This is a genomic window from Thermaerobacter sp. PB12/4term (assembly GCF_003403315.2).
GTDB lineage: Bacteria > Bacillota > Sulfobacillia > Thermaerobacterales > Thermaerobacteraceae > Thermaerobacter.
In genome coordinates, this window is the sequence record NZ_CP048407.1 from 2188509 (window position 1) to 2203846 (window position 15338).

At 71.9% G+C, this 15338-nt stretch carries 13 protein-coding genes; 3 read left to right on the top strand and 10 right to left on the bottom strand.

From position 1 onward, the window contains the following. The 8 genes from DYI95_RS09125 to DYI95_RS09160 all read right to left on the bottom strand — a co-directional run bounded on the left by DYI95_RS09125 (window position 1) and on the right by DYI95_RS09160 (window position 8070). Window positions 1-945, bottom strand: a complete 945-nt coding sequence (locus tag DYI95_RS09125) for a branched-chain amino acid ABC transporter permease (RefSeq protein WP_116900103.1) — start codon at window positions 943-945, stop codon at window positions 1-3. Between the two features lie 2 nt (window positions 946-947). Then, window positions 948-1823: a branched-chain amino acid ABC transporter permease gene (locus DYI95_RS09130; RefSeq protein WP_243149724.1), complete on the bottom strand. Its 876-nt coding sequence runs from the start codon at window positions 1821-1823 to the stop codon at window positions 948-950. Continuing rightward, window positions 1820-3442 (bottom strand): long-chain fatty acid--CoA ligase, encoded by a 1623-nt coding sequence (locus DYI95_RS09135; RefSeq protein ID WP_371731868.1) that lies wholly within the window; start codon window positions 3440-3442, stop codon window positions 1820-1822. The genes DYI95_RS09130 and DYI95_RS09135 overlap by 4 nt, the downstream gene beginning before the upstream one ends. Before the next feature lie 117 nt (window positions 3443-3559). Continuing rightward, window positions 3560-4726 carry a thiolase family protein gene (locus DYI95_RS09140; protein WP_116900101.1) on the bottom strand — a complete coding sequence of 389 codons (1167 nt, stop codon included), beginning with the start codon at window positions 4724-4726 and terminating at the stop codon, window positions 3560-3562. 65 nt (window positions 4727-4791) lie between these two features. Beyond that, entirely contained in the window at window positions 4792-5877 is a 1086-nt protein-coding gene (locus DYI95_RS09145) for an ABC transporter substrate-binding protein (protein WP_116900100.1), read from the bottom strand. A 3-nt stretch (window positions 5878-5880) separates the two neighbouring features. Next, window positions 5881-6033 carry a hypothetical protein gene (locus DYI95_RS09150; protein WP_158556025.1) on the bottom strand — a complete coding sequence of 51 codons (153 nt, stop codon included), beginning with the start codon at window positions 6031-6033 and terminating at the stop codon, window positions 5881-5883. A gap of 733 nt (window positions 6034-6766) precedes the next feature. After that, complete coding sequence (locus tag DYI95_RS09155) at window positions 6767-7753, bottom strand: NADPH:quinone oxidoreductase family protein (protein ID WP_116900099.1); 987 nt, start codon at window positions 7751-7753, stop codon at window positions 6767-6769. Window positions 7754-7779: 26 nt separating this feature from the next. Further along, window positions 7780-8070: a putative quinol monooxygenase gene (locus tag DYI95_RS09160; RefSeq protein WP_116900098.1), complete on the bottom strand. Its 291-nt coding sequence runs from the start codon at window positions 8068-8070 to the stop codon at window positions 7780-7782. A 247-nt stretch (window positions 8071-8317) separates the two neighbouring features. On the opposite strand from DYI95_RS09160, the gene DYI95_RS09165 reads away from it, so the two are divergent. From DYI95_RS09165 to DYI95_RS09175, 3 genes are all read left to right on the top strand, one after another. Then, entirely contained in the window at window positions 8318-9898 is a 1581-nt protein-coding gene (locus tag DYI95_RS09165; RefSeq protein WP_116900097.1) for a spore germination protein, read from the top strand. Further along, complete coding sequence (locus DYI95_RS09170) at window positions 9895-12288, top strand: Ger(x)C family spore germination protein (protein ID WP_116900096.1); 2394 nt, start codon at window positions 9895-9897, stop codon at window positions 12286-12288. The genes DYI95_RS09165 and DYI95_RS09170 overlap by 4 nt, the downstream gene beginning before the upstream one ends. 137 nt (window positions 12289-12425) lie before the next feature. Continuing rightward, window positions 12426-14066, top strand: coding sequence for an amidase (locus DYI95_RS09175; protein WP_116900095.1), 1641 nt, complete (start codon window positions 12426-12428; stop codon window positions 14064-14066). Between the two features lie 97 nt (window positions 14067-14163). Here DYI95_RS09175 and DYI95_RS09180 read toward each other — a convergent pair whose 3' ends face one another. Next, complete coding sequence (locus DYI95_RS09180; RefSeq protein WP_116900094.1) at window positions 14164-14700, bottom strand: hypothetical protein; 537 nt, start codon at window positions 14698-14700, stop codon at window positions 14164-14166. A gap of 6 nt (window positions 14701-14706) precedes the next feature. Further along, complete coding sequence (locus DYI95_RS09185) at window positions 14707-15120, bottom strand: hypothetical protein (RefSeq protein ID WP_116900093.1); 414 nt, start codon at window positions 15118-15120, stop codon at window positions 14707-14709. Window positions 15121-15338 lie beyond the last annotated feature (218 nt).

Consider the following 15338-nt stretch of genomic DNA (forward strand, 5'->3'; position numbering starts at 1 on the left):
TCACCGGCTGAACACCTGCAGCAGGGCCACCAGGGCCGCCGTGCCGAGCATGGAGCCGGGGACCGACGCCAGGCCGCCGAAGACGATCATGGCCACCAGGGCGATGGACGAGGTCAGGTTGAAGTCGAAGGGGCTGATGAAGCCCACCAGGTAGGCGTACAGGCCCCCGGCGATCCCGGCGTAGACGGCACTGAGGGTGAAGGCCAGGGTCTTGTAGGTCACCAGGTTGATGCCCAGGGACTGGGCCAGCACGTCGCTTTCCCGCAGGACCATCAGGGCCCGCCCCGGCCGGGTGCGGAGCAGGTTGCTGGCGACGGCCATCAGCACGAAGGCGGCGCCCCAGGCCAGGTAGTACACCTGCCGTTCCCCGGTCAGCTCCCAGGGACCCAGGGCCGGCCCGGGCACCAGTACCCCCGCATGGCCACCCGTCAGCGTGTCCCACTGCAGGATGATCTCCGGCACCGCCGCGCCGAAGCTGATGCTGGCCAGGGCCAGGTAGTGGCCGTGCAGGCGCAGGGCCGGGAGCCCCATGAGAAACCCCACGGCACCGGTCACCGCGGCGGCACCCAGCAGGGCCACGGGAAAGCTGGCTCCGGCCCGGGTGGCCAGCAGGGCCGTGGCATAGGAACCGATGGCCATGAACCCCGCGTGTCCCAGGGAGATCTGGCCCGCTACGCCGATCAGCAGGTTGAGGCCCAGGGCCGCGATGCCCCAGATGGCCATCAGGGCCGCCAGGTAATGAAGGTAGGTGCTGCCTGGGACCAGAAAGGGCAGAAGGAGAATCAGGACCGCGGTCGCCAGGGTGGCAGCGGTCCCGGAGTTCAGGCGGGACGCCAGCGGCCTGGCGCCCCGGCCCCGCCCGGCGGCAGGCGCCGCTCCCGCCTCCGCCGCCGGCGTGGCGGCGGGCCCGGCCTGGCGTTCCGATCCGCGGAAGACCCTGGCCATGCCTAGACCCTCCTTGCCGCGGGCTGGCCCAGGATGCCGTGGGGCCGCAGGATCAGGACCAGCAGGATCAGGGTGAAGGAGAAGACGTTCTTCAGGTCGGTGGAGATGAACCCCGCTACCGCCGTTTCCAGGACCCCCAGCACCAGCCCCCCGGCCACGGCCCCCGGCAGGCTGGTGATGCCTCCCAGGATGGCTGCCGCGAAACCCTTGATCAGGACCTCCGCCATGAAGTTGGGGTCCAGGGAGGTGGCGGGGGCGACGAGCATCCCCGCGATGCCCCCCAGCCCCGCGGCCACCGCCCAGCTGACGGCAAAGACCCGGCCCGCCGGGATGCCCATGAGCTGTGCCGCCGGCAGGTTCTGGGCCACCGCCCGCACGGCGACCCCCAGGCGCGTGTACCGGTAGAAGGCGAAGAGGGACGCCATCACCACCAGGGCCACGGCCAGGACGGCCAGATGATCGGCGCTGATGGCCACCCCACCCGCCACGATGGGCGCTCCGCCGACCGGCGCCGGAAAGGCCCGCGGTTCGTAGCCCCATTGCAGGCCGGCCAGGCCGTTGAGCATCATCCCCAGGCCGATGGTCACCATGATCTGGCTGACCGCCGACACGTGGAGCAGGGGCCGGAGGAACAAGCGCTCCAGCAGCATCCCCAGAAGGGCCGCCGCCGCCGCGCCCAAGACGAAGGCCTCCCAGTAGCCCAGGCCCAGCTGCTGCAGGCCGGCCAGGGCGAGGAAGGTGGCCACCATGGCGATCTCGCCCTGGGCGAAGTTGATGATGCCCGTCGCCTTGAACACGGTGACCAGCCCGACGGCCACCAGGGCGTAGAGGCTGCCCGTCGAAAGGCCCGCCACCAGGTTCTGCAGCACCGTGATCATGGGCCGGCCTCCCGGGTTGCAGAAGCGCCACCGGCCGTCCCCGGTTCCCTTCCTGGCGAGGGGGAGGCAGCTTCCCTCAAGGCCCGCCGCAGGATCTTGCCCACCATGGTCTTGGGCAGCTCGGCCCGGAACTCCACGGAACGCGGGACCTTGTAAGGGGCCAGGTGCTGCCGGCAGTAGGCGATCAGCTCCTCCTCCGTCACCTGGTGGCCGGGCTTGCAGGCCACGTATGCCTTGGGCACCTCCCCCTTGTAGGGGCCCGGTACGCCGATCACCGCCGCCTCCAGCACCGCCGGGTGGGTGTAGAGGACCTCCTCCACCTCCCGCGGATAGACGTTGTAACCGGAGACGATGATCATGTCCTTCTTGCGGTCGACGATGTAGAAGAACCCGTCCTCGTCCATGCGGGCGATGTCCCCGGTGTAGAGCCAGCCGTCCCGCAGCGCCTGCCGGGTCTCCTCGGGGCGGTTCCAGTAGCCCTTCATCACCTGGGGGCCGCGGATCACCAGCTCCCCCTCTTCCCCGGGTCCCAGCACCCGCTCCCCCGTGGCCGCGTCGACGATGCGGGCGTCGGTGTCGGGCAGGGGGATGCCGATGGACCCGCGGCGCTGCAGCCCCGGGGCCCAGTTGGGGTTGACGTGGGTCACCGGCGACGCTTCCGACAGCCCGTAGCCCTCGCCGATCTTGGCCCCGAACTTGCGCTCGAAGGTGTCGGCCACCTCCACGGGCAGGGCGCTGCCTCCCGAGCCGATGGTCTTGATGTTCTGGATGCCGTAGGCTTCGGCATCGGGGTAGTTCAGCACCGCCACGTACATGGTGGGGACGCCGGGGAAGGCGGTGATCTGGTGCTCCTTGATGGCCTGCATCACCTGGTCGATGTCGAAGCGGGGCAGCAGCACCAGGCGGGAGCCGTGGTAGATGCCCAGGTTCATGCAGGTGGTCATGCCGTAGGAGTGGAAGAGAGGCAGGATGGTCAGGATCCGCGTCTCCCCCGGCGCGGTGGGGTCGCCCATCTCCGCCAGCTGCAGGACGTTGGCCACCAGGTTGAAGTGGGTCAGCATGGCCCCCTTGGGTGTCCCCGTGGTGCCGCCGGTATACTGCAGAACCGCCACGTCATGGGCGTTCACGGCCACGCCCGGTTCCTCCCCGGGCGCCGTGGCCAGGAGCTGGTCGAAGCGCACGGCTTCGGGGCCGGGTTCCACCAGCGCCGCCAGGGGCACCAGCACGACGTGCTCCAGGCTCGTCTGGTCGAGCACGGCCTGCACCCGCGGGTAGAACTCGCCCGCCGTGACGATCCACCGCGCCCCGGTGTCCCGGGCGACGAAGGCGATCTCCCGCTCCACGTAGAGCGGGTTCACCCCCACGGCGATGCCCCCGGCGCGGAGGACACCGTAGTAGCTGATGACGTAGGCCGGGCAGTTGGGCAGCATCAGCAGGACCCGCTCCCCCGGCTCGAAGCCGCGGGCCAGCAGGGCGGCGGCCAGCCGGCGGGTCATGGCGGCCAGCTGGGCGTAGGTCAACTGCTGGTGGTAGAAGGCCAGCGCAACCAGATCGGGGTTCTGCTCCGCCCGCTGGTCCAGCAGGCGGTACAGCGGGACCTCCGGGTAGTCCAGGGACACCCGCGCCCCGGGACGGTAGAACCTGTGCCAAACCCGTTCCTCCATGCCGGTTGGGAAGGAGGCCCCCTCCTCCTTCCCGCACCCCCTCTCGCAACAACCGGCCGCTGGCGGGCCAGTTTAGAGCCGCTCGATCAGGGCGGCAATCCCCTGTCCCCCGCCGATGCAGGCGGTCACCAGACCCAGCCGCCCGCCCCGCCGCTGCAGGGCACTGAGCAGCTTGGTCACCAGGATCGCCCCCGTTGCCCCCAGGGGATGCCCCAGGGCGATGGCCCCGCCGTCGGGGTTGACCCGCTCCGGATCAAGACCCAGCTCCCGGATGCAGGCCAGCGCCTGGGCGGCGAAGGCCTCGTTCAGCTCCACCACCTCCACCGCATCCAGCCGGGTCCCCGTCCGCTCCAGCACCTGGCGGGTGGCCGGCACGGGGCCGATGCCCATGTAGTTCGGGTCGACCCCGGCCACCGCCCAGCCGGTGATCCGGCCCAGGGGACGACTTCCCCGGCGCTCCGCTTCGGCGGCGTCCATCACCACCACCGCCGCGGCGCCGTCGTTGATGCCGCAGGCGTTTCCTGCGGTGACCGTGCCCCCCGGCTTGAACACGGGGGGCAGGGCCGCCAGCTTCTCCAGGGAGGTGTCGGGACGCGGGTGCTCGTCCCGGTCGAAGGAGGCCACCTGGCCCTTGCCCGCGGGAACCGGCACCGGCACGATCTGCTCCGCGAAGTGGCCCGCTGCCTGGGCCCGGACGGCCCGCCGGTGGCTCTCCAGGGCGAAGGCGTCCTGCTCCTCCCGGGAGATGCCATAGCGTTCCGCCACATTCTCGGCGGTGATGCCCATGGGCGGGTTGCCGACGGCTTCCGGTGCCAGCTGGAACCGGAGAAAGCGGGGAGGGGTCCGCGGGAAGGGCTGGGCCGGCCGTTCCAACAGGAAGGGAGCCCGGGTCATGCTCTCGGTCCCTCCCGCCAGGTAGATCCGGCCCTCGCCGGCACGGATCAGGGACGCCGCCAGGACGATGGCCTGAAGCCCGCTCCCGCACTGGCGATCCACGGTCATGCCGGGAACGGTCACGGGCAGCCCCGCTTCCAGGGCCGTGAGGCGGGCGATGTTGCCGCCCCCCAAGAGGACGTTGCCCAGGATCACATCGTCCACCTCGGACCCGTCGAGACCGGCCCGCTCAAGGGCGGCCCGCAACACCACCGCCCCGAACTGGTGGGCTTCGAGGGCCGCCAGCCCCCCGCCCACCCGGGCCACCGCCGTCCGCACCGCGCTGACGATCACCGGTTCGCCCACGGACCCGTCCCTCCCCCAGTTCGGGGCCGGCCGGCGCCGTCACCGGCCGGCCGTTGCCATGCCCGTCATTCGGCAGGGATCCAGTCGCTGACCCGGACGAACTGCTGGCCCTGCAGCTGGCGGATGAAGCCCTGCTTATAGCCCGAATGGTCGTCCTTGGTATACGTGACGGGCCCGAGACTCTGGAAATCCTGCATGCTCTCCAGGGCCGCGATCAGGCTTTCCCGGGTCAGGTCCGGACCCGCCCGGCGCACGGGCTCGACGAACAGCCGTGCCGCCGCCCAGCCGGTCAGGTTGGTGGGGGTGATGGGCGTCTTTTCGTACTTGGGATACAGCTCCAGGAATTCCTTGACCACGGGGTGGTCGGTGTCGGTCACCGTCGCCGAGTAGGCCGCAAAGTAGGCGCCCTGGGCGGCATCTCCGGCCAGCTCGATCAGGGACGGGCTGGTCACCACGGCGCTTGCCAGCCACTTGGGCTTGTAACCGATTTTCTGAGCTTCCTGCATCAGCAGGGCCGCATGCTTGACGGTCGACCAGATCAGCACGCCCTCGGCTCCCGCTTCCTTGAGCCGCAGCGCCTGGGCGGCCACGCTGACGTCGGCCGGGGCGTAGCTGACTTCGGCCACGATCTGGGCGCCCATGGCCGCAGCCGCCGCCTTGGCCCCTTCCAGCCCGTCGCGGCCGAAGTCGTCGTTCTGGTAGAACACGCCGAGCTTGGTGATCTTGAGGGCCTCGACGGCGTACCGGACCAGCAGGTTGGCTCCCCGCTTGTAGGACATGAGACCGGCGAACAGCAGCGGGTCGACGGGCTCGGAGAACTTGGTGGCCCCATTCATGTAGGCTACCACGGGCACCCCGTGCTGCTTCAGGTAATCCCGCACCGCCGTGAGGTTGGAGGTCCCCACGGGGGCCACCAGGGCGAAGACCTGGTCCTGTTCGACCAGCTTCTTCACCGCCGCCACGCTGCGGGAGGGCTGGTACTGGTCATCCTCCACGATGAACTTGAACTTGCGGCCGTTGACGCCGCCCTGCTCGTTGACGGGCGTGAAGTAGGCGTTGAGCCCTTTGGCCAGCTCGCCCCAGGCCGCCGCCGGTCCGGAAAGGGGCATGAAGGTCCCCACCACCACCGTGTCGGCGGTCACGCCGGGCACGGCCTAGCCTGCCCCCTGGCCCGGCCCCTCCTGGGACGGCCCGCCGCCCGCACCGCCTGCCGGCTGGCCGCCTCCCCCACAACCGGCCAGCACGATCATCAGCACCGTCAGCAGCCAGGCCAGGGGAGCCCACCGCCGGGTATCGGTTCCACCCATGTCTGCCGGTACCCCCTATCGTGACGCCTTGCCACCAGGCGTGGCGCCTTCAGGCGTGACGCATCCCCAAGCGCCGGCCCATTCCCCGGGGAACCCCCGGCCGCTTCCGCAGGAAATGGCGGAAGGGCAGGCTCGGAACATACCCCCTGGTGCGCCCCGCCGCCGCACAGCGGGGCGGCCCCTGGGATGGACCTCGCGCTACCACCTGCAATGGAACACCCACAAAACGGGGCAAGAGGGATCCGACGGTTGTGCTCCGGCCCGGCAACCTCACCTCCCGGTGGAGGCCGTACCGGCACGACGGCTGCGGATCGCGGGCCGCCGCAGCGGCCCTGATGGGGCGACGACTGGGTGGGATGAACCTGCCCGCCGGGGTGCGGCCGGCTCTACGGTGGCCCGGCCGCGCCCAGCGCGCCCGGCAGGACGGCCCGGTTCTCTTGGGTCCCGTAGTTTCCACCTCCGGGTGGCCCGCTCCTCCCGGCCGATCCCGCCGTTTACCGGCCGAAAACCACGTCCCACCCCCCGCCACTGCCCACTGGCCGGCAGGAGGAGGGGTAGAAGCGCAACCACTGCACCGGGAATGGTACAGGCTTCCTCTGTACCGGGGCATCCCGCTGGCCCAACGGTCGATGGCACCCCCGGGCCCCTGGCTCGCGGGGCCCCGGGGTGCTCGCCGGGCCGTGCCGGGCGACCACACCCGCCCCTTACTCGCCCGGTTTCCCTTTCTGGCGACTCAGGTCGCCCTCCGCAGGACCAGCTTCCCGTAGGAGCGGCGTCCCGCCAGATCATCCAGTGCCTCTACCAGCCGGTCAAAGCCGTACTCCCGGAACACCACCGGCCGGATGGTACCCCGGCGGTACAGATCGAGCAGGTGCAGGTGGTCGTCCCGCACGGCGGCGGGCTGCAACCGGGCCCGGTAGCCCCAGTGAATCCCCACCACGCTGTAGTTCTTCACCAGCACGTGGTTGGCGGGCACCTGGGGAATGCCGCCCCCCGCAAAGCCGATGACCAGAATCCGCCCCTCCGGCGCCACGCACCGCCGGGACCGGTCGAACGCGTCGCCCCCCACCGGGTCGAAGATCACGTCGGCGCCCCGCCCGCCGGTGGCCTCCTTCACCGCCTCGACGAAGTCCTGCTGGCGGTAGTCGACGGCCAGCTCGGCCCCCAGCCGGCGGCACAGGTCCACCTTCTCGGCGCCGCCCGCGGTGGCCAGCACCCGGGCGCCCATGGCCACCCCCAGCTGGATCGCCGCCGACCCCACACCGCCGGCCCCCGCATGGACCAGCAGCACTTCGCCCGGCTGCAACCGGGCGCGGTGGCGTAGGGCATAATCGGCCGTATGAAAGGCGATCAGGAAGGCTGCAGCGTCCGTGGCCGGCATGCCCGGGGCCACGGGATAGACCCGGTCCTCCGGGACCACCACCCGCTCGGCCAGTCCGCCCCGGGGCAGGACGGGCAGGGCCATCACCCGCTCCCCCACCTTAAAGGTCGCACCCGGCCCCGCTTCGATCACGGTACCCGCCACCTCGGCCCCGGGGGTAAAGGGCAGGGGCGGGCGTTCCTGGTACTGGCCCAGGCAGAGCAGGATGTCGAGGAAGTTCAACGCCGCCGCTTCCACCCGGATCTTCACGGTGCCGGCTTCCACCGCCGGTTCGGGCACGTCCGCCAGGCGCAGGACCTCCGGCGGCGGCCCCAGCCGCTCGACCTGCCAAGCAAGCATGACCTGACCCCCCGGCGCCGCGGCCGTCACGGCGTCACCGGCCGGTAGAACTGGCGCTCCCTCTGCTCCAGCATGGGCACGATGGTCTCTTCGACGATGCGGCGAAAGTGGGGCGCCTGCCGGTGGGCCTCCAAAGCCGCCTCATCACGGTACACCTCGTAGAGCAGAAACTCGTTCTCCCGCTCCACCGAGCGGTTCACCTCGTACCGCAGGCAGCCCTCTTCCTGGCGGGAGAGGGTGATCATCTCCCGCAGGGCGGCCTCGACCCGGTCCGTCATGCCGGGCCGGGTGACGTAACGGGCCACCAGGACGATCATGCCGGCCACCTCCCGCCGGTTCTTTCCCTGCGGGTGGGGCAAGAACCTCCAGGCCCTGGGGCCAGCCGCTCGCTGTCCACACCGTACGGGTCCCGGCTTTCGGCGACGGGGTCGGTAGAGTTCGGCCCCAGGCCGATTCGCTGCCGGGGCTCGACCGCCTTCAGGACCGCCGGCCCCTGTCAGCGGCTCCTCCGGCACCCCGCGAGGACAGGCGGCACGGTCCGCGACAGCACATACTACGCCTGCTATGGCCAACCGCAACCTGCTGGATCGGCTCACGCACGAGATCCATACGGCCAGCAGCCGCCTTGGCGCGTACCTGGACGGCTGGGCCGCCGATCGGGCCGCGGTGGAACCCCTTCCCCACCGGCTCGATGAGGCCACCCGCCGCCTGGCTGCGCTGCTCGGCCATGCCAGCGACCTGCACATCCGCCACCTGCGGCTGCGGGGCCAGGTCCGGGTGGCCGTGGCGGTGATCGACGGGCTGGCCGTCGACGAACTGATCCATCGCTTCGTGCTGGTCCCGCTGGGAAGCATCCCGGCCGGTGTGAACACCCCGGACGAGGTGGTGCGGTGGCTCGTCCGCCGCGGGCTCCAAGGAACCCGGCTGCAGCAGGCCCGCCGCTTCGACGACGTCGTGCGGGAGCTGCACCGCGGCAGTGCCGTGGTGCTGGTGGATTCGGTCGACCGCGCCCTCATCGTCGACTTCAGCGGCTTCGAACACCGCCTGCCTGAGGAACCGGCCACGGAGGTGGTGACCCGCGGGCCGCGCGAGGGGTTCACCGAGGTGCTCCGCACCAACCTGGCCGCCGTCCGGCGCCGCCTGGCCGATCATCGCCTGCGCGTCGAGGACTTCGAGGTCGGTCGCCTGAGCCACAGCCGGGGTGCCCTCCTCTACGTGCTCGGCCGAGCCGACCCGTTGCTGGTCGAGACCTTGCGGCGGCGGCTGGCCGCCGTGGACCTCGACACCGTGGTCGACACGAGCCAGCTCGCCTCCTTCCTCTCGGGACGGCCCTGGTCCCCCTTCATGCAGTACCGCAGCACCGAACGCCCGGACGTGTGCACCGCCGCCCTCGCCGAGGGCCGGGTGGTCCTGATGCTGGACGGCACGCCCTTTGCGCTGATCGTCCCGGCGACCTTCTGGGACTTCCTGCAGAGCCCGGAAGACTACTACCTGCGCTGGCCCTTCGGCACGGCCATGCGACTGCTGCGCCTGTTCGCCGTGCTGGTCAGCGTCAGCGGCCTGGCGCTGTACGTGGCCATCGTCAACTACCACCACGAGCTGATCCCGACCAACCTGCTGGTCACGATCCTCACCAGCCGCGCCGCCGTACCCTATCCCACGGTGGTCGAGGCGATCATCCTGAACGTCGGCTTCGACCTCCTGCGGGAGGCGGGCGCCCGCATGCCCCGCGGCATCGGCGGTGCGCTCTCCGTGGTGGGCGCCCTGGTGGTGGGGGAGGCCATGGTGCGGGGCGGACTGGCCAGTGCCCCGATGGTGGTGCTGGCCGCGACGACGGCCGTCGCCACCCTCTCGCTCCCGACCTTTGCCGTGACGGTCCCCTTCAGGCTGATTTCCTACGCGTTGTTGCTCCTGGGCAGCGCCCTGGGGCTGTTCGTCATCGCCGTCGGGGTGACCGCCGTGGTCGGGCACCTGAGCTCCCTGGAGTCGGTGGGCAGGCCCTTCCTCGCCCCGCTGGCACCGTGGCGCGGCGAGGCGCTGCTGGAAGACGCCCTGGTGCGCCTGCCCTGGAGGCGGCACCGCAAGCAGGTCCCCTTCGTCCCCGTGGAGCGGACCGTCGGGCGGGCGGCGGAGCCCGAACCATGAGGTCGCAGCGGGTCGAAGCCCTGCAGGTCGCCATCAGCGCCATCATCGCGGTGACCACGGGGGCGCTGCTGTACCTGCCGCGGCCCGTGGTGGTGAGGGCGGGACGGGACGGCTGGATGGCGGTGGGCGTGGCGGCGCTGCTCGGGATGGTCCTGGCCTGGTGCTGGTGGGCCCTGTACTTCGGGCCGGAGCGGGCACCGGGCGAGCGGACGGCCGGGGACCGGCCCGGCTGGGGCGACCGCCTGCTCGCGGCGGGCTTTGCCGGGTATGTCACGTACCTGGCGGTGGTCCTCGTCGCCCAGGTCACCACCGTGTTCGCCACCGTGCTGCCGGAGATGCCGGTGGCGGTGTTCGCCGCCGGGACGGCGCTGACGGGTTGGGTCCTGGCAGCCTACGGCCTGGAGGCGGTCTACCGCAGCGGCCAGGTGCTCTTCCCCCTGATGGTGGGCGCCAGCGTGCTCAACCTTGCCGTCGTGCTGGCGGGGAACGTGGACATGCGCGAGCTGACGCCGGTCCTGGAAACGGGTGTCGGTCCGGTGACGACCGCCCTGCCGGTCGCCTTCGCCTTTTCCGGCGCGTCGGCCGTGGTGCTGGCGGCCGCCGGCCGGTTGCGGGACCCCGGACGGGTGCGCTGGGCCCTACCCCTGGCCGTGGCCCTGTCGGGCCTGCTGCTGGTCGCCTACACCGCGGCCGCCGTTGCAGTGCTCGGCGCGTCCGAGGTGGCGCGGTCGACTTTCCCGGTGCTCAGCCTGATCCGTCAGGTCCGTGCCAGCCTGTTCCTCCTGCGCCTCGAGATCCTCACGCTGTTCGCCTGGCTGACGGGGGCGTTCGTCCATCTGGGGCTCTTGCTGACCGCGGCCGGCACGGCTGTGGCCCGGGCCCTCCCCGGGAGGCCGCAATGGCACGGCGTGGTGACGGCCGTGATCGCCGCCGGGGCCGGGTGGGTGGGCGTCGTGGCGTTCGCCAGCGGCCCGGTGCTTCTCCACCACGTGGAGAGGTTCTTCCCGGCGGTGTCCATCGCGGGGACGGCCTTCCTGCTGGCCGGCGGCTGGCTGAGCCTCCAGGCACGCCGGTCCGGCCGGCCGCGACCCCCGGCCACCCCCACCGGGTCCCCCCGGATGGGCGGGATGGAGGAGCCACCGCGCGAGGGGCCGGATCCTGCTGAAACGATCCCGTCATCCAAGGCGAGCGGACCCGATGCGTCTCCGAACGAGGGTGGATCCGGCTCCCAGGTCCGGAGCGCCGAGCCTGGGTCGCGGCGCGCTGCGGCCCTGGGGATGCTCGCCCTTTCCGCCGGCCTCTTCCTCGGCGGCTGCTACGGCCGCATCGAGCCCGAGCAGGCCGCCGTGGTGACGGTGCTGGGCATCGACCGAGCCCGCGGCGACCGCCTGCTGCTCACCGTGGAGATCGTCGGCGCCCCCACCACCGGCCCCAGGGAACAACCGGGCAGCATCGCCCACCGGCTGCTCCAGGCCGAAGGCCGGTCGCTCCTCGATGCGCAGCGCCAGCTGGAGCTGCTCGCAGGACGGGAGATCCTGTGGAGCCACGTCAACGTGGTGCTGGTGGGGCGGGACCTGGCGCGATCGGGGCTTGAGCCCGTCCTTGACACCCTGTCCCGGCGGTACACCTTCCGGCGCAACGCCTTCCTGTTCGTCACCGACGGCCCCGCCGGCCGGTTCCTCCAACGCCTCCAGCCCGCCTTCGGCGCCCCGCGCTTCGTCGCCTTCCAGCGGATGATGCTTCGTCCCTCCGCCCGTCTGGGCCCGCCCATCGATCTGAACGCCTTCCTGCGCACCGTGGGCCACGGGGGTGAGGATCCGGCGGTGCCGGTGGTAGATCTCGCCGCGTCGACGCCGTCCGAACCTATGGTGCGGCGCGTGGCCCTGTTCCGCGGCCTGCGCATGGTCGCCCTGGCGGACGAACCGGCCACCCGGGGCCTCTACTGGCTGACCGGCCAGCAAGAGGTGGACCGGCTGGTGTGGCCCTGCCCCGGCGATCCGCCGGATCGCGGGTTCGGGGTCACCGCCGTGCGCAGCAGCAACCGGCGGAGTGTCCGCTGGACGCCCGCCGGGCCGGCGGCCTCCGTGCGGGTGCGGATCGAGGCGGACGTCGAAGAGTGGCAGTGTCCGGAGCCCCTGACGACGTCCGCGCTGCCGCGGGCCCAGGCCGCGGCGGCACGCGCCGTGGGCCGCGACGTGGCGGCGCTGCTGCAGCTGGCCCGCCGGGAGGGGATCGACCCCGTGGGGTTCGGCCTGGAGTTGCATCGCCGCGATCCGGCCGCGTGGAGGGGCGTCTCCCCGCAGTGGCGCAGGCGGCTCGCGAGCCTGCGCGTCGGGGTCCAGGTAGACGTCCACCTGCGCCGCACCGGCTTGACGATGGGCGCCCCTTGAGGCCGGGGACCCGGCCCCGGACCGCGCGGGCAGGAATCCACTGCCAGGGAACGTATATGGCGAACGTGGCCGGCGACGGGGCGGCAGGTTCTGCTGTCGCCAGCACAGTCCGCGCAGGAGAACGGGGGACCCGAGCCGTGGGTTTCAAGGAATACGACCGGTACGACGGTCTCGGCCTCGCCGCACTCATCCGCTCGCGGCAGGTCAAGGCGGTCGAGGTGGTCGAGGCGGCCGTCCGGCGCATCGAAGCGGTCAATCCCCGGCTGAACGCGGTGGTGGTGCCCCTCTTCGAGCAGGCACTCGAGCGCGCCCAGGCCATCGACGCGCGGCTGGACGCCGCCGGGGGCGGGGCCACGGACGCTGTCGGGGCCGCGGCCGGCGTCGAGACCGGCAGCGCCTACGGTTCTGCGCCCCCTGGCGCGGCCGGCGGCTCGTCGACCACCCCGGGCCGCACCGGAGATCACGCCGCGGGAGGGCCCTTCGCCGGCGTCCCCTTCCTGGTCAAGGACCTGGGCGAGGCCCTGGCCGGGGTGCCCCTGACCCACGGCTCCAGGGCGTATGCCGGGTTCGTCCCGGATCACGACGCCGAGACGGTGCGGCGCTACAAGGCGGCCGGGCTCGTCATCCTGGGGAAGACCAACACGCCGGAGCTGGGCCTGGTGGCCTTCACCGAGCCCGAGCTCTACGGCCCCTGCCGCAACCCCTGGGACCCCTCCCGCACGCCGGGCGGCTCCAGCGGCGGCTCCGCGGCGGCGGTGGCAGCCGGCATGGTGCCCCTGGCCTCGGGCGGCGACGGGGGCGGCTCGCTGCGCATCCCGGCCTCCCACTGCGGCCTGTTCGGCCTCAAGGCCAGCCGCGGCCGCACGCCCACCGGGCCGGATTTCGGGCAGATGTGGCACGGCGCCGCGGTCTACGGGGTCCTCACCCGCTCGGTGCGGGACAGCGCCGCCATCTTAGACCTCCTGGCCGCGCCGGAGCCCGGGGCTCCGTACGTCATCGCCCCGCCCCGCCGTTCCTATCTGGACGAACTCGGCCAGGACCCCGAGCCGCTGCGCATCGCCATGGACACCCGCTCGCCCATCGGCCGGCCCGTCGACCCGGAGTGCGTCAGGGCGGTGGAGCGGGCGGCGCGGCTCCTGGAAGAACTGGGCCACCGCGTGGAGGAGGCCCGGCCGGCCATCGACGGCCTGGCCCTGGCCCGCAGCTACCTCACCATGTACTGCGGCACCGTGGCGGCCGAGGTCCGGCGGGTGCAGGAGCTGCGCGGCCCGGAAGCGGTCAAGCAGCTGGAGCCCGCCACCCGGATGCTGGGCCTTCTGGGCGAAACGGTCAGCGCCGGCGAGTTCAGCCAGGCCCTGGACCGCTGGGACCAGGCGGCCCGGGCGCTGGGCCGGTTCTTCCAGGATTGGGACCTGTACATGACGCCCACCGTGGCGCGGCCGCCCGTGGCCATCGGGGAACTGAAGCCCTCGCCGGGCCAGGAGCGGCTGATGAGGGTGCTGAACGCCTTGGGCGTCCTGGGCTCGGGGCGGATCTACCGGGCGGCGCAGATCCTGGAGACGGTGGCCCTGGAGAACCTGGCCGCCACCCCCTTCACCCAGCTGGCCAACCTGGCCGGGGTCCCCGCCATGTCGGTGCCCCTCCACTGGACGGCGGAGGGGCTGCCCATCGGGGTCCAGTTCGTCGCCCCCTTCGGCGCGGAAGATCTGCTCTTCCGCCTGGCCGGGCAGCTGGAGCGGGCGGCGCCGTGGTTCGACCGGCGGCCGGCGCTGCCGTGATCCCGCGGTCCGGCCGGAGCAATCGGGCGCAGGAGCGCAGAAGTCCGCGGGTCCGGCAGCGGGCGCCCCGGGTTGCACTGTTTCGGGTGTTCAGTCCTCACTCCCCGGTCGCCGCGGGCGGACGCCGGATCCATGGCAATGGGCACGGCGGGCGCCTCGTAGCCGCCCTGGCCGCAGCCAGCAGGACCAGCGGCGATACGACAAGACCCGCCCCGATGTAGGCCGGCGTGTAGTACGGCAAGGCCTCCGCTTGAAGGAGGCCGAGCCAATCCTGACCGTTGAAGAGGTCCCGGTGGGCCAGGTAGGTGAGATAGGCGCCGCCCAGGATCACCATGCGCTCCATCGCAGCAGCCACCACGCCCAGGGCGGCCACCTTGGACCACGGGTATGCGGCCTGCCTGCGACGGCTGACCCAGCCGGCGAAAAGACCGCCCACCGCGTACGGGATCGTGCCCATGAGCAGGCCGCTCGCCCACACCGCCGCGGGGGGCCAGGGGGCATTGTGCCAGGCGCTGAAATCAGTCTGGCCCAGCAGGAGCATGGCGAACACGATGACCAGCCCCAGGACCTGGGGCGTCAACACGTATGCCACTCCGGTCACCGCCACCGTCAGGACGCCGTCGATGGCGAGCACGCCGGATCAACCCCCCTCAGCCTGGGGCCGGCCGAGGCAACCGGCCAGGTCCGCAGCGATCAGCACCAGATACGCCACCAGAGGCAGCAGGACGGCCAGCCGCACGGGCGACATCAAAAAGGGCACCGCCAGGATTGCCGTTCCTCCCGCCAGGGACAGGTCATAACCCAGGAGCCTGGCGGTACGGGCACGCGGGTTGAGCCGCCGTATGGCCAGCGGCGCCCAGCTCAGTGAGAGCAGGGCCGGCATGGACGCGAGCAAGATGATGCCGGTGCTGTGAAACCGGCCCCCCTGCAGGTGGTAAGGGAGCCAGAAGAGGGCCCCATAGAGGACCGCCGCGGAACCGGCCAGCCCCACGAGCAGCGCCGGCACCGCCGTGATCCGGTCGACCGTCTTCACCCCCGTCTTCACCCCATCCATCGCGTTCACCCCCTCCATGTGTCAGCAGGCTCAGTAGGCGGCCGCCATCCCGTACATCAGGAGCAGGACGAACACCGCCAGGAAGACGGGCGCCACCGCCGCCGTGGCGAGATCCGGACGGCCGCGCTGCATCGCCGCCGTTCCTCAAAACATGGGCGCTTATTGCATCCGCCCAGGACGCCGGGCGAACGGTGCTCCCGGCGATTCGCGCCGGGGGA

Bases quoted from the DNA above. Each gene is read 5' to 3' on its own strand.
- DYI95_RS09125 (WP_116900103.1), bottom strand. From the start codon at position 945: ATGGCCAGGGTCTTCCGCGGATCGGAACGCCAGGCCGGGCCCGCCGCC.
- DYI95_RS09130 (WP_243149724.1), bottom strand. From the start codon at position 1,823: ATGATCACGGTGCTGCAGAACCTGGTGGCGGGCCTTTCGACGGGCAGC.
- DYI95_RS09150 (WP_158556025.1), bottom strand. From the start codon at position 6,033: ATGGGTGGAACCGATACCCGGCGGTGGGCTCCCCTGGCCTGGCTGCTG.
- DYI95_RS09155 (WP_116900099.1), bottom strand. From the start codon at position 7,753: ATGCTTGCTTGGCAGGTCGAGCGGCTGGGGCCGCCGCCGGAGGTCCTG.
- DYI95_RS09160 (WP_116900098.1), bottom strand. From the start codon at position 8,070: ATGATCGTCCTGGTGGCCCGTTACGTCACCCGGCCCGGCATGACGGAC.
- DYI95_RS09165 (WP_116900097.1), top strand. From the start codon at position 8,318: ATGGCCAACCGCAACCTGCTGGATCGGCTCACGCACGAGATCCATACG.
- DYI95_RS09170 (WP_116900096.1), top strand. From the start codon at position 9,895: ATGAGGTCGCAGCGGGTCGAAGCCCTGCAGGTCGCCATCAGCGCCATC.
- DYI95_RS09185 (WP_116900093.1), bottom strand. From the start codon at position 15,120: ATGGATGGGGTGAAGACGGGGGTGAAGACGGTCGACCGGATCACGGCG.